This is a genomic window from uncultured Aliiroseovarius sp. (genome assembly GCF_947497285.1).
Classification (GTDB): domain Bacteria; phylum Pseudomonadota; class Alphaproteobacteria; order Rhodobacterales; family Rhodobacteraceae; genus Aliiroseovarius.
The window spans coordinates 253302-276281 of record NZ_CANMFT010000001.1 but is presented as its reverse complement, the minus strand read 5'-3'; the positions used below and the strand labels follow the sequence as shown (position 1 = coordinate 276281).

Genomic DNA, 22980 nt, shown 5'->3' with positions numbered 1-22980 from the left:
ATGACGATCGAAGTAAAAGTTCCCGACATCGGTGATTTTTCCGACGTGCCCGTTGTGACCGTTCTGGTCAGCGTTGGTGACGTGATTGCTGAAGAAGACCCAATTGTTGAATTGGAAAGCGACAAGGCGACGTTGGAAGTTCCTTCCCCCGCCGCGGGTAAAGTGACCGAGATCAAGGTGTCCGAAGGCGACAACGTGTCCGAAGGCTCGCTTATCCTTCTGCTGGAAGGCGAAGGCGCTGCTCCGGCTGACGAGGCAGCACCAGCGGCCCCCGCTCCGGCTGCTCCGGCCGCCGCTGCGCCCCAAGCCGCACCAGCCCCTGCACCGGCAGCCGCCCCGGCGGCTGTTACCGATGCCGGTTTTGGCAAGGCCCATGCCAGCCCGTCGGTGCGCGCCTTTGCCCGCCAGTTGGATATTGATCTGTCCACGCTGAACGGCACGGGTCGCAAAGGTCGTATCCTGCGCGAGGACGTGACCGCCTCGCTCAAAACCCGATCCGCGCCTGCGGGCGGAGGTGCCGCTGCCAGCGGTGGCATGGGTATTCCGCCGATGCCAGCCGTTGATTTCAGCAAATTCGGCCCCGTCGAAGATGTCGAAATGCCACGGATCAAAAAGCTCAGCGGCCCCGCGTTGCACCGTGCATGGCTAAACATTCCCCATGTTACTGTCGACGAAGAAGCCGACATCACCGAGCTGGACGCCTATCGCAAAGAACTGGATACGGCAGCCAAGGAACAAGGTTATCGCGTGACGCTTCTGTCCTTCGTGATTAAGGCCAGCGTCTCGGCCCTGAAGGACCATTGGGAGGTCAACTCGTCAATCCATCCCGATGGTGACAAGCTGATCAAGAAGAACTTCTACAATATCGGCTTTGCCGCAGACACGCCGCAGGGCCTGATGGTTCCGGTCGTGAAGGACGCAGACCGCAAGGGCATCATCGAGATCTCGAAGGAACTGGGCAGCCTGTCCGCCGCAGCCCGTGACGGCAAGTTGAAAGCGGCCGATATGTCCGGTGCGACCTTCACAATCTCGTCTCTGGGCGGCATTGGCGGCACCGGCTTTACGCCGATTGTCAACGCGCCAGAGGTGGCCATTCTGGGCCTGACGCGGGCCAAAATCTCGCCGGTCTGGGACAAAGCCAGCGAAAGCTTTGTGCCGCGTCTGATGCAGCCGCTTAGCCTGTCGTTTGATCACCGCGCGATTGATGGTGCGCTTGGCGCGCGCTTCAACGCAACACTGAAACACCTGCTCGGCGATGTGCGCCGGCTGATGCTGTAAGGGGAACGAAGACATGGATGTAAAAGTTCCTGATATTGGCGATTTCTCGGACATTCCGGTCATCGGCATTCTTGTGGCCGTGGGTGACACGGTTGCGGTCGAAGACCCGCTGTTAGAGTTGGAAAGCGACAAAGCCACGATGGAAGTGCCCTCGCCCGCCGCAGGTGTGGTGAAGGAAATCAAAGTGGCCGAAGGCGACACGGTGTCCGAAGGCTCGGTCATCATGGTGCTGGACGCAGCCGACGCGGGTGACGCGCCTGCCGAAGCAACGGCGGCCGCACAGGACGCCGCCGCCCCTGCCCCAGCCGCTATTGCGGCGACAGGCACGGCAACCGGCCCCGGTGATATTCACGGCGAAGTGGTTGTTCTGGGCTCTGGCCCCGGTGGCTATACCGCCGCCTTCCGCGCTGCTGACCTTGGCAAAAAGGTCGTGCTGATCGAAAAAGACAGCTCGCTTGGCGGGGTCTGCCTGAACGTGGGCTGTATTCCGTCAAAAGCCCTGTTGCACGCCGCCAAGGTCATCACCGAGGCGGAAGAGATGGGCGAGCACGGCATCACCTTCTCAAAACCCAAGGTGGACCTTAAGAAGCTTCTCGACTGGAAATCTTCGGTCGTGACCGGGCTGACGGGTGGTCTGTCCGGGCTGGCCAAGGGCCGCAAGGTTCAGGTCGTGAACGGCTATGGCCGCTTCTCTGGCCCGAACATGATCGAGGTGCAGACCGATGACGGCATCACCAAAGTCAGCTTCGATCAATGCGTGATCGCGGCGGGTTCCGAACCCGTCACCCTGCCCTTCATCCCGCATGACGACCCACGTGTGATCGATTCAACTGGCGCGTTGGAGCTTGAAGACGTGCCGAAGCGCCTGTTGGTGCTTGGCGGCGGGATCATCGGCTTGGAAATGGCCACGGTCTATGATGCGCTGGGGTCGAAAGTGACCATTGTTGAGTTCATGGATCAGATCATTCCGGGCGCCGACAAAGACATCGTGAAACCTTTGCACAAGCGGATCGAGGGGCGCTATGAAGCGATCCTGACCAAGACGAAAGTCACTGCGGTCGAGGCGCAGAAGAAGGGCCTGAAGGTCACGATGGAAGGCCCGGACGGCGAGAAAACCGACACGTTCGACAAGGTGTTGGTCGCGGTTGGACGCAAGCCCAACGGGAAAATGGTCGACGCCGAAAAAGCTGGTGTTGCCGTGGACGAACGCGGCTTCATCAACGTGGACAACCAGCAGCGCACCGGTGTGCCACATATCTTCGCTATCGGCGATGTGGTCGGCCAACCGATGCTGGCACACAAGGCCGTGCATGAAGGCAAGGTCGCCGCCGAAGTCGCCGCCGGGGAAAAACGCTTCTTTGATGCGCGCGTCATCCCCTCCGTCGCTTATACCGACCCCGAAGTGGCTTGGGTCGGCCTGACAGAAACCGAGGCCAAGGCGCAAGGCATCAAGGTCGGCAAGGGCAGCTTCCCTTGGGCAGCCTCGGGCCGGTCGCTGTCGCTGGGACGCTCTGAAGGGATCACCAAATTGCTCTTTGACGAGGCTGATGATCGGGTGATCGGCGCGGGCATCGTCGGCCCCAACGCGGGCGACCTGATCGCCGAAGTCGCGCTGGCGATCGAGATGGGCGCGGATGCGGTCGATCTGGGTCACACCATCCACCCGCACCCGACCCTGTCGGAAACTGTGAACTTTGCCGCCGAGATGTTCGAAGGCACGATCACCGACCTGATCCCGCCGAAGAAACGCAAGAAGTGATAGGTGGCCCGAACCGGGCCCGCAGAACAGACAAGGCGCGCCCATCGTGGCGCGCCTTTTCCTTTGTTGCAGCCCTTACCCCAGCCCCCTAAGAATGGGGCAACCCAAAGACGAGCATCCTTCATGCAAGACTTCATCATCCTTGCCATCGCGGCCTATGCGGCGGGCGTTTTGAACACCATCGCCGGTGGCGGCACCTTCCTGACCCTGCCCGCATTGGTCTTTACCGGCGTGCCGGTTGTGGCCGCGAATGCCACCAGCGCCGTTGCGGTTTTTCCCGGCTATCTGGGCGGCGCGATGGGGTTCTTGCCTGAGCTTAAAAGCTTTGACCGCAAACTGATGGTTAAACTGACATTGGTCACACTCGCGGGCGGGGTTGTCGGCGCGGGGCTTCTGTTGATCTCGTCCGACAAGGCATTTGCCGCCGTGGTGCCGTTTCTGCTGCTCGCGGCGACGTTGGTCTTTCTGTTTGGCAATCAGTTGCGCGACTGGAGCGCCAAGCACAGTCGATCCGTCACCCCCTACGGGGCGGTTGGGCTGTTTGGGATCAGCATCTATGGCGGTTATTTCAACGGCGGGTTGGGGATCGTCCTGCTGGCGCTGTTTTCGCTTTGGGGCATGTCCAACATCCACCAGATGAACGGGTTGAAAAACGGGCTGTCTTTCGCGCTGTCCGCCATTTCAGTTGCGATCTTCGCGCTGGCGGGGCTGGTGGCATGGCAGCAGGCGCTGGTGATGATGGTGGCGTCCACCATTGGCGGCTATACCGGCGCCCCCGTCGCCCGTGCGATCCCGGTGCCGGTCCTGCGCCTGATCATCGCCGTGATCGGCTTCTCGATGAGCGCCGTTTTCTTTTATCGCTTCCTCGCGGCCTGACCCGTTAGGGCATCACGCTATGCAAGAATAATAGACCCGGCAGCCAGCCGGTCAAAACGCCCGTGGCAAAGGTCGTCGCGACCGTCAGCTTGCGGATGTTCCAGCCCAACCCCAGTTCCAGGAAATAGATAAACCACAACCCCGACCACGCTGCCCAGCTTGCCGCCATCCACATGCCCCAAAGGGATGGGGGCGCAGCCACGAAAGCCATGGGCAGGACGGTGATTGCGACGAACAGGCTGAACCATCCAAGCCCGCGCCCGTCACTGCCGGACGCCCGGTTATAGGCGACCCACCCATAGGTGATCGCAAACAGCAGCGTCATCGCCGCGTCGCGCATCCCGGTCTGATCCGTCGCCCCGATGGCCAAGCCCAACGCGATAGAGGTCGAAATCGCCGCGACAGCCACATTGATCACGATGATCTCGCGATCTTCAATCCGACCCGCCAGCCAGATGCTGTTCAGCACCAGCACCGCGCCGACATAAAGCAAGGTGATCCCCAGCAACATGCGTTTTTCCTTTGCCAACAAGAAAGGGAAGGGACAAAGCCCCTTCCCCAATTTTACCAGCTTGTCAGATCAGTGAATCAGTGACCACCATCTGATTGCTTAGCGGCCTGCACCAGCTCTTCCTCTGACACGTCCTTGGTGCCGTTAAGCACGATGTTCAACACAACCGAGGCAATCGCCGCCAGAAGAATACCCGAGTGGATCAGCGGCTCGATCGAGTGCGGCAACCACATGGTGAACTGCGGCGCGATCAGGGGGATCATCCCCATGCCCAGCGAAATGGCGACGATCAGACCGTTGTAACGGTTGGTCTTGAAGTCAACGCCACCCAGAATGCGCACGCCAGTTGCGGCAACCATGCCGAACATCACCAGACCAGCACCGCCAAGAACGGCAACCGGCAGGGCTTCGACCAGCGCGCCCATTTTGGGCACCAGACCCAGCACGATCATGATCGCACCACCGGCCACACAGACATAGCGGCTACGGATGCCGGTCACGCCGACAAGGCCCACATTCTGACTGAAGGATGTATAGGGGAAGGTGTTGAACACCCCACCGATCAGCGTGCCCAGACCGTCTGTCCGAAGGCCAGCCGACAGCGACGGGCGTTCGATCTTCTTGTTGCACATCTCGCCCAAGGCCAGGAACATACCGGTCGATTCAATCATCACAACGATCATGACAAGCGTCATGGTCAGGATCATGATCGGATCGAAGATCGGCAAGCCGAAACGGAAAGGTGTGATCAGGGCAAACCAGCCCGCATGGCCGACACTGTCAAAATTCATCATCCCGATCGAGGCCGCAAAGACCGCGCCCACGATAATGCCAAGCAGGACCGAGATGTTGGCAAGGAAGCCGGTTGCGAACTTCATCACAAGCACGATGGTCAACAGCACAAGGCCCGAGATCATCATGTTTTGCGGGGTGGCGTATTTCACGTTATCCACAGTCGGGGCCAGCTTCAGCCCGTTGGGGATTTCCGGCACAACGCCCGCGCCCAGCTCTTTCACTTGGTTCAGCCAGTCAATGTGGGACGGGTCCATGACCGAAGGGGCGGTGGGGCCGACAGGCAGACCGAAGATCCAGTTGATCCCAACGCGCATCAAGGTAACACCGATTACAAGGATGATCGTGCCTGTGACAACGGGTGGGAAGAATCGCAACATGCGACTGACCAGTGGCGCGATCAGCATCGCGATGATACCGGCGCCAATAATGGCCCCGAAGATCATTCGCGCCCCATCAACGCCGGGGTTTGCCACGGCGATCGACACCATGGGGCCGACCGACGCAAAGGTCACGCCCATCATGACGGGCATCTTGATGCCAAACCATTTGGACGCGCCCAGCGATTGGATGATGGTCACGACGCCACACACAAAAAGGTCGGCCGAGATTAGAAAGGCCACTTGTTCAGGGTTAAGTTTCAGAACGCGGCCAACAATCAGCGGCACGGCGATGGCCCCGGCATACATCACAAGAACGTGCTGTAGTCCGAGCGTGAAAAGTTTCGCGGGCGGCAGTTTCTCGTCAACTGCGTCCACGTCTGTAGTAAGTGCTGACACTTTGGTTATCCTCCTCCAATGTGTGTTTATGGCCGTGAGGTCGGAACGCTCCTACGGCGATCCTCGACCTACAACCCGATGCTCAGCCGTAGCTGGACACCGCAGATCCCGCCAATGCAGCGGTGTTCAAAATTCCCCTTACGGTGATCGAGGGCGTCACGATATGCACCCGATTTCCCATTCCCATCAGGATAGGGCCAACTTCCAGCCCCCCCGCGACCGACTTCAAAATATTGCGTGTGGCCCCTGCGGCATCCGTGTTGGCAAAGACCAGCACGTTTGCTTTGCCCGTCAGTCGCCCACCGGGGAACAGACGTTCGCGCAGGTCCGGGTCAAGGGCCGCGTCGGTGTGCATCTCGCCTTCGTATTCGAAGTTCAGATCCTGAGCGTCAAGAATGTCCAGAGCCCCGCGCATCGCACGACCCGAGGCACTGTCAAGGTTGCCAAACTGCGAGCCCGAACACAGCGCAATCCGCGGTGTGATCCCAAACCGCTGAACGTGACGTGCAGCGGCAACCACGGTTTCTGACAATTGTTGCGCAGTGGGCTCGATGTTGACATGCGTGTCGGCCACGAACATTGGGCCTTGATCAAGGATGACCAAAGACAGCGCGCCGACCGGATGCAATTCACCCTCGGCCAGCAGCTGTGTGGCATAGTTCAGGTGCCAACGAAACTCGCCAAAAGTGCCACAAACCATGCTGTCGGCATCGCCGCGACGCACCATCACAGCCGCGATCGCCGTGGTGTTGGTGCGCAGAATGGCTTTCGCCAGATCGGGCGTGACGCCTTTGCGCGCCAGAACACTATGATAGGTTTCCCAATAGTCGCGATAGCGCGGGTCGCTTTCCGGGTTCACAAGCTCAAAGTCCTTGCCCGGACGAATTTTCAACCCTTCGCGGTCCAATCGCGCCTCGACCACTTCGGGACGCCCAATCAGGATCGGCGTATCGACCCCTTCTTCGACCATCGACTGGGCGGCGCGCAACACGCGTTCATCTTCACCCTCGGCAAACACGATCCGGCGCTTGGCGGCACGGGCGGCATCGAACACACGGCGCATGATGGAATAGGACCGGAAGACCTCGCCCTGAAGCGTCGTCTTGTATTCGTCCAGATCAAGCGCGCGCGTGGCCACGCCTGACGCGATCGCGGCGCGTGCGACCGCTGTGGCAATCGTCGGCAGAAGGCGCGGGTCAAACGGTTTCGGGATCAGGTATTCCGGCCCAAAGGTCAGACGCTCGCCGCGATAAGCGACACCAACTTCCGCCGAGGTGGTTTCGCGCGCAAGGCTCGCAATTGCTTCAACGCAGGCCAGTTTCATCTCGTCATTGATCTCGGTCGCGCCACTGTCCAGAGCACCGCGGAAGATGAACGGGAAACACAGCACGTTGTTGACCTGATTGGGGTAATCCGACCGACCCGTGGCGATCAGCGCGCCGGGGGCAACCTCGCGGGCGACCTCGGGCATGATCTCGGGTGTGGGATTCGCCAGCGCAAAGATGATCGGATCATCCGCCATTTTCGCGACCATCTCTTTGGTCAGCAAACCGGGGCCAGAGACACCAAGAAACAGGTCCGCCCCGACCATCGCATCATCGGTTGTGCGCATGTCGGTGTCGCGGGCGAATTCCTGCTTTTGCGTGTTCAGATCGGTGCGGCCCGTGTGGACCACGCCCTTACTGTCCAGCATGGTGATATGCTCTTTCTTGACACCCATCACCATCAGCATTTTCAGACAGGCAATGCCAGCAGCACCCGCGCCAAGGGCCACAACCTTAATCTTGGCCACATCCTTTTTCGCCACGATCAGCGCGTTGAACGCCGCCGCCGAGGCCACAATCGCCGTGCCGTGCTGGTCGTCGTGGAACACCGGAATGTTCATCTTCTGCTTGCACAGCTCCTCCACCAGAAAGCAGTCGGGCGCTTTGATGTCTTCAAGGTTAACCGCGCCAAAGGTGGGTTCCAGCTTGGCAACAATCTCGGCCAGCTTTTCGGGGTCGGTTTCGTTGACCTCGATATCAAAGCAATCAATGCCCGCGAATTTCTTGAACAGAACCGCCTTGCCTTCCATCACGGGCTTGGACGCTTGCGCGCCGATATTGCCCAGACCCAGAACGGCCGTTCCGTTCGAGATCACAGCAACCAGATTGCCTTTTGACGTATAGCGCGCGGCATCCGCCGGGTTCTTTTCGATCTCAAGGCAGGCATCCGCCACGCCGGGGCTGTAGGCATTCGAAAGGTCGCGTCCAGTGGCCATTGGCTTGGTGGCGCGGATCTCAAGTTTTCCGGGGCGTGGAAACTCGTGGTAATCCAAAGCTTCCTGACGTTTGTCGTCGCTTTTGTTGTCCAGTGCCATGTTCTGTTCCTCCTCCAAGGTGCGGGCCGCTGGGGCACCGCGTTCAGCATGCTGTGGGTTTGCGCCACGTGTTGTCATGCCGACTAAAAAATATGTTTCGTCCAGCTAGGCGCATTCCGCACCCGACTCTCGCCGAGCACAGCGTTGATCTGGCAGAAGATCATAGACCCGATCCATAGCGTTTCAGCCACGCCACGACATCCGCTGCATTCTGTTCCGGTTCCCGAACCGGAAACATCACATGAGCCAGAACGCCATCGCGCACGATAAGCGTGATCCGCTGCAAAAGTTCCATCCCTCCTGCCGTGAACGTCTGCAATCCCAACGATCGGGCCAAAGTCAAATTCTCATCTGACAGCAAAGCGAAGGGCAGGTGCAACCGCTCGACCACCTCTGACTGATACGCTGAGTCTTGCACGGACAGGCCGAATACGTTGGCAACGCCAAGGTTTTTCAGATCGTCATAGTGATCACGAAAGGCACAGGATTGTGGCGTGCAGCCCCGCGCGCCGGGTATGTCGTCCCAACCAGGCAATGGTTTTGCATTCGGTGGGCTTGTTCTTGGATAGCCATAGACAACCGTGATCCCTGAAAGCGCTGACAGGTCGTAATGAGCACCGTCCGTGGCGCTCAATTCAACCCTCGGCAACTTCACACCTGCTGAAAGCAAAGATGTCACATCGGTCGTCATAACGTATCCTTTCTCTTCCAGCTCAGTTGGTCCAGTTTTCCGAAGATCAGGCGCACGGCCAAGATCGGCTTAGAAATCGACCTCGATCGCGATGCCTTTCTCGATGGCCAGATCGACCACCTTTGAGGCGACGGCGAGGTCTTGCAGGCCAACGCCGGTGCCGTCAAACAGCGTCACTTCGTCGTCCGCGCTGCGGCCGGGATGGTCGCCATTGATGACCGCGCCAATTTCCGAGATGTCAGCCTGTTTCAGCGACCCGTTGGCAACCGCGTGCTGCGCTTCGCCAATGCTGATCGACTGCGCGATTTCGTCGGTGAACACGGTGGCACGCGCGACCAGTGCAGCCTCGACCTCTTGCTTGCCTTTGGTGTCGGTGCCCATGCAGGCAACATGCGTGCCCGGTTTGACCTGCGCGTCCTTCAGGATCGCCGCTTGGCTGGACACGATCGTCACGATCACATCCGCCTGCGCGCCCAGTTCATCAAGGCTGACGCTTTCAAACGGCAGACCCAACTCGCCCGCGACTTTCTCAAGCGAGGCCAGTTTTTCGGGCGTCCGATTCCACGCGACGACTTTTTCAAAGTTGCGCTGCTCGGCCACGGCTTGCAGCTGGAACGTGGCTTGGTGCCCTGCCCCGATCATGCCCAGAACCTTGCTGTCCTTGCGCGCCAGATGCGCGACCGACACGGCAGCCGCAGCCGCAGTGCGCAGGGCGGTCAACAGGTTGCCACCGACGACGGCGCGGCATTTGCCGGTGTCGGCGTCGAACAGAAACACCGTTGACTGGTGGTTTGTCAGCCCCTTTTCGGCATTGCCGGGCCAGTAACCGCCTGATTTCAGACCAAGATTCAGCGCCGCCCGGTCGAACCCGGATTTGAACCCGTAAAGGGCATCGGCGTGACCAATCGCTTCACGGATCACCGGGAAGTTATAAGCCGACCCGCCCGCCATTGAGGCAAACACCTGTTCAACCGCATCAAAGTTGTCTTTGCGGGTCACAAGGGCGGCGATTTCTTTTTCGGGAACGATAAACATGTTCATTAATCCTAGAGAAATCGGTGGGACCAGACCCGGCCCCACCAGTTCAGGGAGGTTGTCTTAGTAGGCTTTGCCGCGCGCCGATACGGGCCACACGCTTTCGACTTTGCCGCCCCGCACGCCCACATACCAATCATGCACGTTGCAGGTCGGGTCACAGTGGCCCGGCACCAGCTTCAGCTTGTCGTTCACCTTCAACACGCCGTTCGGGTCGGCAACCACGCCGTGTTCGTCCGAGCATTTCAGGTATTCGACATCATCACGGCCATAAATAAACGGCAGACCGCTATCGACTGATTGCGCTTTCAAGCCGGCGTCCACGATTGCCTTGTCAGCTTTCGAATGGCTCATCACCGTGGTCAGGATGAACAGCGCGTTCTCCCATTCACCATCGTCGATGCGCTTGCCGTCCTTGTCGAGGATACGACCGTAATCGGCATCCATGAACGCATACGATCCACATTGCAGTTCGTTATACACGTTCGAGGCACTCTCAAAGTAATACGACCCGGTGCCGCCACCGCCAACGATGTCACACTCCAGACCGTTGCTTTTCAGACCTTGAACCGCGTCGGCAACCTGCGCGATGGCCGCGTCCAGCTTTTCCTTGCGATCTTCATACAGGTCCATGTGCTGCATCGCGCCCTGATAGGCTTGGATGCCGGCGAATTTCAGGTTCGGGGCCGCGTCGATCAGCTTGGCGATGTTCACCACGTCCTGTGTGGTGCTGACGCCGCAACGACCTGCGCCGCAGTCAATCTCGACCAGCGCTTCAAGCTCTGTGCCCGCCGCAACAGCGGCTTCTGACAGCGCTTTGACGTTCTCGGGGTCATCTACACAGACCAGAACGCGCGCGCCCAGTTTCGGCATTTCAGCCAGACGTTTGATCTTGGCCGGTTCCGTCACTTGGTTCGAGACCATAACGTCCTTGATACCGCCACGGGCGAAAACTTCGGCCTCAGAGACTTTCTGGCAGCATACGCCAACAGCCGCGCCAAGATCTTGTTGCAGCTTCAGCACGTCCACGGACTTGTGCATTTTGCCGTGGGCGCGGTGACGCATCCCGTGCGCCTTGGCATAGTCGCCCATTTTCTTGACGTTACGCTCAAGCGCATCAAGGTCCAGGATCAGACACGGGGTTTGGATATCCGCCTCGTCCATGCCGGGTTTGGCGGGAATGTCGAAACCCACGTCGAACTTCGAAAAATCAGTCGGTGCATTCATTGTTCAGTCTCCCAATCAGGTGTTCAGCCACGGCAGTTTGTCCAGATCGACATTGCCGCCAGTGATGATGATGCCAACACGTTTGCCTTTGAACGTGTCGGGGTTTTTCAGGATCGTGGCCAGAGGCACGGCGGAGGATGGTTCCATCACAACGCGCAGGTGCTTCCAGGTGATTTTCATCGCCTCGATGATCTCGGGGTCGGACGCAGTATAGATGTCGGACACGTGGTTTGACACGAAATGCCACGTCAAATCCTTCAAGGGCACCAGCAAACCATCGGCGATGGTCTTGGGCGCGTCGTCGGCAATGATATGCCCCGCCTTGAAGCTGCGATAGGCATCATCCGCCTGCTCGGGTTCCGCCGCGATGATCTTGGTTTCCGGCGCAAGGTTGGACACGGTCAGGCAGGTGCCTGAAATCATGCCACCACCACCGATGGGGGCAACGACGTAATCCAGCCCATCGACCTGCTCGATCAGCTCTTTCGAGCATGTCCCCTGCCCCGCAATCACACGCGGGTCATTGTAGGGATGCACGAAATCGCCACCGGTTTCGGCCTGCACCTTGGCGAAAGTTTCCTCGCGCGAGGTCGTCGACGGCTCACATTCGGTGATATTGCCGCCATAACGGCGCACGGTGTCTTTCTTGGCCTGCGGCGCGGTGTGCGGCATGACCACGTTGCACGGAATACCGCGCAACATGGCTGCATAGCTGAGGCACGAGGCATGGTTGCCGCTGGAATGCGTCGCCACACCCTTCTTGGCCTGTTCGTCATCCAGCCCAAACACCGCGTTCGAGGCACCGCGCACCTTGAATGCGCCCGGCGTCTGGAAGTTCTCGCACTTGAAGAACAGTTTGGCGCCCGTCAGCTCGTCCAGATAATCCGACGTGCGAACTGGAGTCCGAAGAATATGTGGCTTGATGCGCTCATGCGCGACAAGCATGTCTGCAAGCGTTGGGATATACATTGTCGTGGTATCCTTCCCGATTAAACAGCGTTGTTGCGATAGTATTCCTGCGCCGCGGCAACACCCGAGCCCAGTTTGATATCCAGACCCAGATCGACCATCACCATTTCAGCGGTGCCGATCCCTGACAGTGTCATAACATCGGTCAGGCTGCCAAGGTGGCCGATACGGAACACCTTGCCCGCGACCTCGCCCAGTCCAACACCGAAAGCGACGCCGTATTTGTTGGCCGCATGGGTGACGATATCCGTGGCGTTGAAGCCTTCGGGCGTTTTGATCGCGCTGACCGTGTCCGACTGCACATCTTTCGACACCGCGCACAGGTCCAGCCCCCAAGCGCTGACCGCCTGACGCACACCTTCCGCGATGCGGTGGTGACGGGCAAAGACGTTTTCCAGACCTTCATCAAGGATCATCTTGCACGCTTCGTTCAGACCATTCAACAGACCGACCGCAGGCGTATATGGATAGGCGTTGTTCGCATAGCCATTGCCCATGTCACGCACGTCAAAGAAGGTGCGCGGCAGCGTGGCGGTTTCCAGTGCGGCCATGGCTTTCGGCGAGAAGCCGACAATCGCCAGACCGGCGGGTAGCATAAAGCCTTTCTGCGATCCAGTGACGGCGATATCCACGCCCCATTCGTCCATGCGGAAATCCATCGACGCGATCGAGCTGACACCATCAACGAACAGCATCGCCGGGTGGTTTGCGGCGTCCAGAGCCTTACGCACGGCGGCAATATCCGACCGAACACCGGTTGCGGTTTCGTTATGTGTGGCCAGAACTACCTTGATCTCGTGGTTCTTGTCCGCTTTCAGAATGTCGGCGTATTTGTCGGCAGGCAGCCCGGCACCCCAAGGGGTTTCGACGATCTGCACGTCCAACCCGTGACGCTGACACATATCAATCCAGCGGTGGCTGAACATACCGTTGCGCGCGGCCAGAACCTTGTCGGCTGCGGAAAGCGTGTTGGTCAGCGCGGTTTCCCAGCCACCTGTGCCAGTCGACGGGAAGATGAAAATCTTGGCCGTCTCGCTTTTCAAAATCTGCTTCACACCCGCTAGGGCCGGATGCAGGATTTGCCCGAACAAGGGCGAGCGGTGATCCAGTGTCGGCATGTCGACAGCCTTGCGCAGGCTTTCGGGCATGTTGGTCGGACCTGGAATGAATACGGGGTTCTGGAAGCTCATGATTCTGCCCTCCTATTGGCGGTTTCAACAACAGTAACCAAGGGGTCGATCCGGTGATATATTTTTGAAAAAGTATTTCATTATTGGGTTAATCATGTTATTAGCAATTATTATCAATGGTTTGACTTTTTCACTAATCGAGCACGACTTTCAATATTTTCCAGAAGGTCTTGTTCGTTTTGTTCGAAGGGAATGAAAATGGAAGCCCCCAAACGGCGGATGGGTCGCCCGAAAAGCTTTAATCCCAATGAAAAGCAGACCACCATTCTGGCCTTGGATCGGGCTTTGGATGTGCTGGATACGTTGGCCCATGCAAACGGCATGACCTTGTCCCAACTGTCATCGCATCTGGACCAATCCCCGGCAACGATGCACCGGGTTCTTGCAACTTTGCATGCCAGAAATTTCGTTGAAATGGATCAGCGCACCCAGACCTGGCACATCGGATCGGCCGCGTTCCGTATAGGATCGGCCTTTTTGCGCCGCAGCAGCATCGTGGAACGCAGCCGCCCCATCATGCGCGAATTGATGGAGGCAACAGGCGAGACCTCGAACCTTGGGATCGAACGAAACGGCGACGTGATGTTCATCAGTCAGGTTGAAACGCACGAATCCATCCGCGCGTTTTTTCCGCCCGGCACCCTGTCGCCCATGCACGCCTCCGGCATCGGCAAGGCGTTGCTGAGCTGTTATTCGGACCACCGCGCGGACCAGTATTTCCGCACGGCCAGCCTGACTCAGTTTACTGGCAAGACGATCACCCTGCCCTCTGCCCTGAAAGAAGAGATGAAAGGCATCCGCGAAAAAGGCTGGGCGTTCGATGACGAGGAAAAGGCCGAAGGTATGCGCTGCATCGCCGCCCCTATCCGGGACATCTATGGCGAGGCGGTGGCGGGCATTTCGATTTCCGGCCCCACCCACCGGATACCGGAAAGCGAGGTCGAGAGGATCGGCGCATTGGTGGCCGACGCGGCCGCGCGGGTGTCGCGCGGCCTTGGGTCGCCTTAGATCTTGGGCGCGTTCAGGGTCATGTGCCGGTTCACGTCTTTATAAAGCAGATACCGGAACGGCCCCGGCCCACCCGCGTAACAGGCCTGCGGGCAGAAGGCGCGCAGCCACATGTAATCCCCGGCCTCAACCTCGACCCAATCCTGGTTCAGGCGATAGACGGCTTTGCCCTCAAGCACATACAGCCCGTGTTCCATCACGTGGGTTTCCGCGAAGGGAATGACGCCGCCCGGCTGGAACGTGACAATCGTCACATGCATGTCATGGCGCAGATCGTTGGGGTCCACAAAGCGGCTGGTCGCCCAAGCGCCATCCGTATCCGGCATGGCCGTTGGGGTGATGTCGTTTTCATTGGTGACGAACGCCTCTGGCGCGTCCAACCCATCGACCGCCTGATACTGCTTACGAATCCAGTGGAAACGCACCGGTGCCTTGCCATTATTGCGCAACGACCACTTGGTCTGCGGCGGCAAAAAAGCATATCCGCCCTCGCCCATCTCGTGCGCCGTGCCATCAATCGTCAGGGTCATGGACCCTTCGACGACAAACAACACCGCCTCGACACCGTCTTCGGTTTCGGGCCGTTCGCTACCACCACCCGGCAGCACCTCGGCGATGTATTGCGAGAACGTCTCGGCAAACCCCGACAGCGGGCGCGACAGCACCCAGAACCGCGCATCGTCCCAGAACGGCAGAAGGCTCGTCACGATGTCGCTATAGGTCCCCTTTGGGATAACGGCATAAGCTTCGGTGAACATCGCCCGATCTGTCAAAAGCTGGGTCTGGGGGGGCAATCCTCCGTGCGGTGCATAATAGGTGGAGTTGGTCATGATCGGGCCCTCTGATATAAACTCATCTTTCATACAATCTGTTTGCAGCCACCAAACCAACCTTTTTCGTTTCCGATATTAATTGAAGGATTGATTGGTTTTTTTTGATAAATGGTGCCGCGCAGCCAATCGCGGCATCGCCCGAGACGTCGCACCCGCCATGCGGCACGAAGGCCTCAGACCCGGAAAGCCCTTGCCGCTGCGTCCGGCTTGCCGTTATCTGCTCTTCGACCATGAGACACTTGCTGATTGCCAAACCCCTTGCCCGCGCCACCCCATCTGCATGTCGGCAGGTGCTTTGCGCAATCACACTGGCCTTGTCGTGGGCGGGTGCGCTGCCCGCGACCGCCGACCAGCTGACCGTATTCGCAGCCTCAAGCCTGAAGGGAGCACTTGACGAAATCGCCACCCAGTTCGAGGGCGAAACAGGGCACAAGGTCACGCTCTCCTATGCGGGGTCATCGGTTTTGGCGCGACAGATCACGCTAGGTGCGCCGGCCGATCTGTTCGTGTCTGCCAACCAAGACTGGATGGATGTCTTGCAAGCCGCAGGTGTGCTTGTCGATGGCACGCGCAATGATGTCGTGGGCAACACGCTTGTCATGGTGGCGCCCGCAACCGAAACCGACCCGGCCACGTTCGACCTGAAAGCGGAGGGCGCGTTTATCGCACGTCTTGGCGACGGTCGGCTGGCCATGGGCTTGGTCAATGCTGTGCCCGCAGGAATTTATGGCAAGGCCGCGCTTGACCATTTCGGACTGTGGGACACCGTTGCCCCGCGTGTAGCGCAATCGGACAATGTGCGTGCAGCGCTGGCGCTTGTGGCACTGGGGCAAGCCCCGCTTGGCATCGTCTATGCAAGCGACGCGAGGGCCGACGCCCGCGTGCAGATCATTTACGCGTTTCCTGAAGGCAGCCACCCACCAATCCGTTACCCTGCCGCAGCCATTGTCGGTGGGAACACGCCGCTGGCAGAGCAGTTTCTGGACCGCTTGGCCTTGCCCACGGCACGCGCCGTTTTCGATGCGCACGGCTTTGCAACACTGGAGCCATCGTGATGTCTTGGCTTGGGGCAGAGGAATGGCAAGCCGTCGCATTGTCGCTGAAGGTCGCCTTTTGGGCCATGACATTGTCGCTGCCCTTGGCGATTTTCGTGGCCTACGCACTTGCTCGCTGGCAGTTCGCTGGCAAACAGATCGTGAATGGGCTGGTGCATCTGCCTTTGATCCTGCCGCCGGTGGTCACCGGCTATCTGTTGCTGCTGACCTTCGGTGTGACCGGTCCGGTTGGTCGCGGTCTGGACCTGATTGGTATCAGTTTCGCCTTTCGATGGACGGGGGCCGCGTTAGCCGCAGCCATCATGGGCTTTCCATTGATGGTGCGTGCCATACGCCTGTCGATCGAGGCCGTTGATACCCGTCTCGAAGACGCAGCCGCGACACTGGGGGCAAACCGGTTGATGGTTTTTGCAACTGTCACCCTGCCGCTCGCGCTGCCCGGTATCCTTACGGGGGCCATCCTTGGTTTTGCCAAGGCGATGGGAGAGTTCGGCGCCACCATCACCTTCGTCTCCAACATTCCCGGCCAAACGCAAACCCTGCCTTCGGCCATTTATGCCTTCTTGCAGGTTCCCGGCGGGGAAAGCGCGGCGGCGCGGCTGGTGGTGATCTCGATCGTGATCGCCATGACCGCGCTTGTCTTGTCCGAGGTGCTTGCCCGCCGCGTTGCCAACCGGATGGAGGGCACATGACACCTGCTGCACTTTCCGTTCACCTTCAAAAAGAAATGGCCGGGTTTGCCCTTGATATCGGCTTTGACGCGCCCTCAGGGCTGACGGTGTTGTTTGGGGCCTCGGGGTCAGGCAAGACATCCGTGATCGACGCGGTCGCCGGGCTAAACCGGGCGGCGTCAGGGCGCGTCGCACTGGGCGATACGGTGCTGATGGACAGCGCCACTGGGCTGCATGTGCCGACCCATTTGCGTCGGCTTGGGTATATCTTTCAGGATGCCCGCCTGTTCCCCCATATGACCGTTCGACGAAACCTGAACTTTGCGCGCACGGTATCGCGTGCCCCGGCGGACCCGACAGAGTTTGACCGGGTGGTCGATATGCTCGGCCTGTCGCATCTGCTTGCCCGCCGGCCGGCCCGTTTGTCTGGCGGAGAAAAGCAACGGGTGGCAATCGGTCGCGCGTTGCTGGCCCGCCCGAAGCTGATCTTGGCTGATGAACCGCTGGCCGCGCTGGATGACGCACGCAAGGCCGAAATCTTACCGTATTTCGAACGGTTGCGGGACGAAAGCGATGTGCCGATCCTTTACGTCACGCATTCCGCGCCCGAGGTCGCACGGCTGGCCACCACCGTCGTCGCGCTGGATGCGGGTCGAGTGATCCGCCAAGGCTCCGCCGCCGAGGTGCTTGGTGATCCCAGCTTTGCCCCCGGCGGGGATCGCGCCATGGGAGCCGTGATCGAAGCGCGGGTGAAAACGCATCATGATGACGGGTTGACCGAGCTTGACGCGGGCGGCCTGCCACTGCTTTTGCCCCATGTGGCCCAGTCGCCCGGTAACAGGTTGCGTCTGCGCATCGCAGCGCAAGACGTGATCTTGTCAAAGACCCGGCCCGAAGGAATGTCGGCTCTGAACATTCTGCCCGGCACCATTGCTGACATTCGCATGGGCGACGGGCCGGGGGCTGTCGTTTCACTGGACACAGCCGCCGGGCGGGTGTTGGCGCGGTTGACCAAACGCTCGGTTCATTCATTGGAATTGCGGCAGGGATCAGAGGTGTTCGCTGTGGTGAAATCAGTCGCCGTCGCGCCGGGCGATGTCGGCGGACCAGCCCGTTAAAGCCTGTCGCGCAAGGAAAACCAGAACATCGCGGCCACCAGCAAGGGCCAGCGCATCGCGACACCGCCGGGAAAACGTGGCGTGGGCACCGACGCCATCATATCGAAGCGTTCCGCCTGACCGGCAATCGCTTCAGCCGCCAATTTGCCGCCCAGCGTCGCCATCGAAACCCCATGCCCAGAATAACCAGAGGCTGTAAGAACATTGCCTTGAAGCCGTGCAAAATGTGGCATCCGGTTCAGCGTGATCCCAAGCGTTCCGCCCCATGCATAGTCGATCCTGGTGTCTTTTAACTGCGGATAGATCTCTAACATCGGCTTCGACACCAACTTGACGATGTCTTTCGGGAAGCGGTAGCCATAGCTTTCTGCGCCGCCAAACAGCATCCGGTTGTCTTCTGAAAGGCGGAAATAGTTGATCACGAACTTGCTGTCCGCAACGGCATGACCTTCGCGGATCAGCTCTTTGGCAAAGCCTTCGTCTAGCGGTTCTGTGGCAAGGATGTAGTTGTTGATTGGCATAACGCGGGCCGCGACATGTGGTTCGGCATGACCCAAATACCCATTGCACGCCCAAAGCACATGTTTGGCCGATACTTTTGCGCCGTCCGTTTCCACCCGCACAGTAGGGCCGTCGGTCACCTTGGTCACGCGGCTGACCTCGTGAATCCGGGCGCCTTTTGCCGTGGCAGCCCGCGCAAGACCGAAGGCATAGCGCAGCGGGTGAATGTGCCCCGCCCCCATATCCAACGTGCCGCCGTGATACGCCTTTGAACCGCAAAGGTGGCGCATTTCTTCCCGGTCGACGGCGCGGATCAGGTCATAATCATAGTCTTCATTTAGCTTGCGGGCATAGGCGTGATTGTGTGGCACGAACCGCGCACGGTGGTCAGCATGAAGGATGCCGTCCACAAAATTGGCATCAGGGGCGTGGGCGGCGACTAGATCGCGGACAAGCTGCACGCTTTCCAGCGCCAGATCCCAAAGCTTGCGCGCATCGTCCTTGCCGACCATCTCCTCCAGTTCATCCTGTTCAAGGCGCTGGCCCGTGCCAACCTGACCGCCATTGCGACCCGAGGCACCGAAACCAACGCGGTGCGCTTCCAACAGCAGCACATCAAAGCCACGCTCGGCCAGATGCAGCGCGGCAGACAGCCCGGTAAACCCGCCCCCGATAACGCAGACATCACATGCCAGATCGCCCTGCGCCGCCGGGTATGGACCCGGTGCATCGGCGGTCGCGCTATACCACGACGCCGGGTAGGCGCCGACCTTGTCGTTGGCGGTCAGAATGTCCATCAGTGTCCCCTGAAGTGGAAAAAGCCGGCACAGAGGCCGGCCTTGCCCGGATCAATCAGCCTGCGACCAGCAAGCCCTTTTGCTTCACGATCTCATACGCCTCATCCAGCGATTTGCGCGCGCGTTCGATCAACGTATCAATTTCGTCCGGTGTGATGACCAGCGGCGGCGAAATGATCATCCGATCGCCCACGTGGCGCATGATCAGGTTGTTGGCAAAACACCGTTCACGGGTGATGTATCCAACCGTGCCGGCATCTGCGGCGAACGGCGCGCGGATCGCCTTGTCGGGGGTTAGCGCAAGCGACGCCATCAGCCCGACGATTTTGGTCTCGCCCACAAAGGGATGATCTGCCAAGGCGTTCCATTTTTCGGCCAAATACGGAGCCGCCACATCACGCACATGCTCGACAACGCCTTCTTCTTCCAGAATTCGCAGGTTTTCCAACGCGACAGCACAAGCGACCGGATGGCCGGAGTAGGTGTAGCCGTGGTTAAACTCGGTCGCGGCCAAAACCTCTGCGACCTTGTCCGACACGATCGACGCGCCGATCGGGATGTAACCAGAGCTAAGACCCTTGGCGACGGTCATGATGTCAGGCTTGATGTCCAACGTTTGGCTGCCGAACCAGTTGCCAGTGCGCCCAAAGCCGGTGATTACCTCGTCTGCGATCAGCAATATGTCGTATTTCTTGCAGATGCGTTGAATTTCGGCCCAATATCCGTCGGGCGCGACGATCACGCCGCCAGCGCCTTGGACCGGTTCGCCGATAAAGGCTGCGACCTTTTCAGGGCCAACTTCCTTGATCTTGGCTTCCAGTTGCTGGGCACGCTCCAGACCGAACGCCTCCGGCTTCGTATCGCCGCCCTCTGCATACCAATGCGGCTGGTCGATGAATTCGATGCCGTGGATCGGCAAACCGCCCTGCCCGTGCATCCCTTTCATGCCCCCCAGCGATGTGCCGCCGATGGTTGAACCGTGATAGGCATTCCAGCGCGAGATGATCACGTCGCGCTCGGGCTGGCCCTTTTCGGCCCAATAGGTGCGCACCATGCGAATATTGGTGTCATTGGCGTCCGAGCCGCCATTGGCATAGAAAACGTGGTTCAAGTCGCCCGGCGCAAGTTCGGCCAGTTTCTGGGCCAGCGCGATGGCGGGCACATGCGTTGTCTGGAAAAATGTATTGTAATAGGGCAGCTCGCGCATCTGGCGCGCGGCGACATCGGCCAGTTCCTCTCGGCCATAACCGATATTCACACACCACAGACCCGCCATGGCATCAAGAACCTGCTCACCTTCACTGTCCTTCAGCCAAATGCCATCAGCGGATGCGATCACGCGCGCACCCTTCTTCTTCAACTCTCCATCCGAGGTGAAGGGGTGCATATGGTGGGCGGCATCGATGGCCTGAAGTTCAGCCGTGGGCAGATGATTTGTGATCTTGTTCATGTCAGGACCTCCTGGAAACTGTCGAAAGCGGGGATGACAGGCATGGAATCATACGATGCCGCAGCCCTACGAAAAGCTGGCCCCAGAATATGATCAAAAATCGGAGTGTCAACGTCCAGAGAAGAATCTGATCAAATCTTTTCGGCCATCAGCGTTTCACGAACTTGGGCGATTCCCTGTTCGATATCGCCACGGATCGCGGCTGCGACTGCATCGGCGTCACCAGCCTTGATCGCCTCCATTGCCTCTGCGTGCTTGTCGGGCAGGTTCGCGGTGCCATAGCGCCCCAGCACCACCCGCAAGGACGGCCCGGCGCGCAGCCAAAGCATGTTGGCAATCGAAGAAAGCACTTCGGTTTCGGCCTGATCATACAGAAACGCATGAAAGCGGTAATTGTTTTCAAGATAGCCGCGCACATCGCCACGATCGATCGCCGCATTCAGGTGGTCATCATAGTCCGCCAACCGCGCCAATGCGTCGCTTGTGATCTTGATTGTTGCCTTTCTTGCCAATTCAGGCTCGATACAAAGCCGTGCAAACGCGATTTCATCCCACTGAGCCATACCGGGTTCAGGCACGGACACACGGCGATTTCCCTTGAAGACCAGCGCACCTTCGGATGTGAGCCGCCGAATAGCTTCGCGCACCGGTGTCATGCCAACACCTAGCGTGCCAACAAGTCCTTGAATGGTGACGGGCTGCCCCGGTGCAAGTTCTCCGAAAAGAATCATCTCGCGAAGTTTGCGGTAAACACGCTGGTGATCGGGCAGCTTCACAGGTTTCTCGGCCATGTGACCTCCGTCTGACACAAATGTTTTGCCTATTGTGGCACGAAAGATAATCTTTGGAAGCAAACTACTACGTCTCGAAAAATATTACCATATTGCGCGATGGGCTTTTTTTTGATCAAATGTAGCCAATCGAGGGTCAAACCTCAAAATCAGGGAGAACCAAACATGAAGAAGACTTGGGTAACGTTCGGCATCGCCGCCGCACTGGGGGCAAGCGCCGCCATGGCCGAAGAAGTGCGCGTCTATAACTGGTCCGACTATATCGACGAAGATCTGTTGGCGAAATTTGAAGAAGAGACCGGGATTGATCTGGTCTATGACGTATTCGATTCAAACGAAGTTCTGGAAACCAAGATGCTGGCCGGTGGCTCGGGCTATGATGTCGTTGTGCCCACCGCAGATTTTCTGCAACGCCAGATCACCGCTGGTGCTTTCCAAAAGCTGGACAAATCCCAGCTGCCGAATATCGCCAATATGTGGGACGTGATTGAAGAGCGCACCGCGCAATACGACCCCGGCAATGAATATGCGATCAACTATATGTGGGGCACAACAGGTCTTGGCGTTAACGTTGGCAAAGTGACAGAGATTCTGGGTGACGACGCACCAATCGACAGCATGGAGCTGGTGCTTAATCCAGCAAACATGGAAAAACTGGCAGAATGTGGCGTGCATTTTCTGGATGCCCCCACCGAGATCATCCCAATGGCTTTGAAATATTTGGGTGAAAATCCAGACAGCGCCGATCCAGATGTGATTGCAAAGGTCGAACCCGTCCTGATGGCTGTCCGCCCCTACATTCAAAAATTCCACAGCTCCGAATACATTAACGCGCTGGCCAATGGGGACATCTGCGTAGCTGTCGGTTGGTCTGGCGATGTCTTGCAAGCTCGCGACCGCGCTGCAGAAGCCGATAACGGCGTGGAAATTGCATATAATGCATTCGAAGAAGGTTCGCTTATGTGGTTTGACCAAATGGCGATCCCAACGGATGCGCCAAACCCGGAGGCAGCACACAAGTTCCTGAACTTCATCATGGATGCGGAAAACATGGCTGCGGCGTCGAACTACGTCTATTACGCCAATGGCAACAAAGCGAGCCAGGAGTTCCTGCTTGAAGACGTTATCGGCGATCCGGCAATTTATCCGGGTGAAGAAACGGTCAAGAATCTCTATACCAAATCACCCTATGAATCGAAGGTTCAGCGTGTGCTGACGCGTATGTGGACCAAGATCAAATCAGGCACCTAAACCTGAACACCTGCTCCCCCCGCTTGTGAAAACAGGCGG

Annotated in this window: 20 protein-coding genes; 8 read left to right on the top strand and 12 right to left on the bottom strand. The window is 58.8% G+C overall.

Going from position 1 to position 22980, the window contains the following annotated elements; all coding sequences use genetic code 11:
• The 3 genes from Q0864_RS01325 to Q0864_RS01315 all read left to right on the top strand — a co-directional run bounded on the left by Q0864_RS01325 (position 1) and on the right by Q0864_RS01315 (position 3913).
• Positions 1-1278, top strand: a complete 1278-nt coding sequence (locus Q0864_RS01325) for a 2-oxo acid dehydrogenase subunit E2 (protein ID WP_298565417.1) — start codon at positions 1-3, stop codon at positions 1276-1278.
• A 13-nt stretch (positions 1279-1291) separates the two neighbouring features.
• Entirely contained in the window at positions 1292-3037 is a 1746-nt protein-coding gene (lpdA, locus tag Q0864_RS01320; RefSeq protein ID WP_298565415.1) for a dihydrolipoyl dehydrogenase, read from the top strand.
• 123 nt (positions 3038-3160) lie between these two features.
• A complete protein-coding gene (locus Q0864_RS01315) occupies positions 3161-3913 on the top strand; it encodes a sulfite exporter TauE/SafE family protein (protein WP_298565413.1) in 753 nt (250 codons plus the stop codon).
• Between the two features lie 4 nt (positions 3914-3917).
• Here the strand turns inward: Q0864_RS01315 and Q0864_RS01310 are convergent, their stop codons facing one another.
• From Q0864_RS01310 to bhcA, 8 genes are all read right to left on the bottom strand, one after another.
• Complete coding sequence (locus Q0864_RS01310; RefSeq protein ID WP_298565411.1) at positions 3918-4424, bottom strand: AmiS/UreI family transporter; 507 nt, start codon at positions 4422-4424, stop codon at positions 3918-3920.
• Between the two features lie 77 nt (positions 4425-4501).
• Positions 4502-5995, bottom strand: coding sequence for a nucleobase:cation symporter-2 family protein (locus tag Q0864_RS01305; protein ID WP_298565409.1), 1494 nt, complete (start codon positions 5993-5995; stop codon positions 4502-4504).
• Between the two features lie 82 nt (positions 5996-6077).
• Positions 6078-8354: an NADP-dependent malic enzyme gene (locus tag Q0864_RS01300; RefSeq protein WP_298565407.1), complete on the bottom strand. Its 2277-nt coding sequence runs from the start codon at positions 8352-8354 to the stop codon at positions 6078-6080.
• Positions 8355-8514: 160 nt separating this feature from the next.
• A complete protein-coding gene (locus Q0864_RS01295) occupies positions 8515-9045 on the bottom strand; it encodes a peroxiredoxin (protein WP_298565405.1) in 531 nt (176 codons plus the stop codon).
• Positions 9046-9114: 69 nt separating this feature from the next.
• A complete protein-coding gene (gene bhcD, locus Q0864_RS01290) occupies positions 9115-10080 on the bottom strand; it encodes an iminosuccinate reductase BhcD (protein ID WP_298565403.1) in 966 nt (321 codons plus the stop codon).
• 63 nt (positions 10081-10143) lie between these two features.
• A complete protein-coding gene (bhcC, locus tag Q0864_RS01285; protein WP_298565402.1) occupies positions 10144-11307 on the bottom strand; it encodes a 3-hydroxy-D-aspartate aldolase BhcC in 1164 nt (387 codons plus the stop codon).
• Positions 11308-11322: 15 nt separating this feature from the next.
• Positions 11323-12276, bottom strand: a complete 954-nt coding sequence (gene bhcB / locus Q0864_RS01280; protein WP_298565400.1) for a beta-hydroxyaspartate dehydratase BhcB — start codon at positions 12274-12276, stop codon at positions 11323-11325.
• Between the two features lie 20 nt (positions 12277-12296).
• The gene (gene bhcA, locus Q0864_RS01275) at positions 12297-13466 is read right to left on the bottom strand and encodes an L-aspartate--glyoxylate aminotransferase BhcA (protein WP_298565398.1); all 1170 of its coding nucleotides are present in this window, start codon (positions 13464-13466) and stop codon (positions 12297-12299) included.
• A gap of 198 nt (positions 13467-13664) precedes the next feature.
• Between bhcA and bhcR the strand changes: the two genes are divergently transcribed.
• Complete coding sequence (bhcR, locus tag Q0864_RS01270) at positions 13665-14474, top strand: HTH-type transcriptional regulator BhcR (RefSeq protein ID WP_298565396.1); 810 nt, start codon at positions 13665-13667, stop codon at positions 14472-14474.
• Here bhcR and Q0864_RS01265 read toward each other — a convergent pair.
• Positions 14471-15304, bottom strand: a complete 834-nt coding sequence (locus tag Q0864_RS01265) for a bifunctional allantoicase/(S)-ureidoglycine aminohydrolase (RefSeq protein ID WP_298565394.1) — start codon at positions 15302-15304, stop codon at positions 14471-14473. The two genes, bhcR and Q0864_RS01265, sit on opposite strands and share 4 nt — an antisense overlap.
• A 233-nt stretch (positions 15305-15537) precedes the next feature.
• Here Q0864_RS01265 and modA point away from each other — a divergent pair, with 233 nt between their 5' ends.
• From modA to modC, 3 genes are read left to right on the top strand one after another with little or no spacing between them, the layout of a single operon-like run.
• Positions 15538-16362, top strand: a complete 825-nt coding sequence (gene modA, locus Q0864_RS01260; protein WP_298565392.1) for a molybdate ABC transporter substrate-binding protein — start codon at positions 15538-15540, stop codon at positions 16360-16362.
• Positions 16362-17054 carry a molybdate ABC transporter permease subunit gene (modB, locus tag Q0864_RS01255; RefSeq protein WP_298565390.1) on the top strand — a complete coding sequence of 231 codons (693 nt, stop codon included), beginning with the start codon at positions 16362-16364 and terminating at the stop codon, positions 17052-17054. Before modA ends, modB begins: the two co-directional genes overlap by 1 nt.
• Positions 17051-18151 carry a molybdenum ABC transporter ATP-binding protein gene (gene modC / locus Q0864_RS01250; protein ID WP_298565389.1) on the top strand — a complete coding sequence of 367 codons (1101 nt, stop codon included), beginning with the start codon at positions 17051-17053 and terminating at the stop codon, positions 18149-18151. Before modB ends, modC begins: the two co-directional genes overlap by 4 nt.
• Here the strand turns inward: modC and Q0864_RS01245 are convergent.
• From Q0864_RS01245 to Q0864_RS01235, 3 genes are all read right to left on the bottom strand, one after another.
• Entirely contained in the window at positions 18148-19449 is a 1302-nt protein-coding gene (locus Q0864_RS01245; RefSeq protein ID WP_298565387.1) for an FAD-binding oxidoreductase, read from the bottom strand. The genes modC and Q0864_RS01245 overlap by 4 nt on opposite strands.
• 55 nt (positions 19450-19504) lie before the next feature.
• Complete coding sequence (locus tag Q0864_RS01240; protein ID WP_298565385.1) at positions 19505-20899, bottom strand: aspartate aminotransferase family protein; 1395 nt, start codon at positions 20897-20899, stop codon at positions 19505-19507.
• Between the two features lie 131 nt (positions 20900-21030).
• The gene (locus Q0864_RS01235) at positions 21031-21690 is read right to left on the bottom strand and encodes a GntR family transcriptional regulator (protein WP_298565384.1); all 660 of its coding nucleotides are present in this window, start codon (positions 21688-21690) and stop codon (positions 21031-21033) included.
• Positions 21691-21855: 165 nt separating this feature from the next.
• On the opposite strand from Q0864_RS01235, the gene Q0864_RS01230 reads away from it, so the two are divergent.
• Positions 21856-22941, top strand: a complete 1086-nt coding sequence (locus tag Q0864_RS01230; RefSeq protein WP_298565383.1) for a polyamine ABC transporter substrate-binding protein — start codon at positions 21856-21858, stop codon at positions 22939-22941.
• Positions 22942-22980 lie beyond the last annotated feature (39 nt).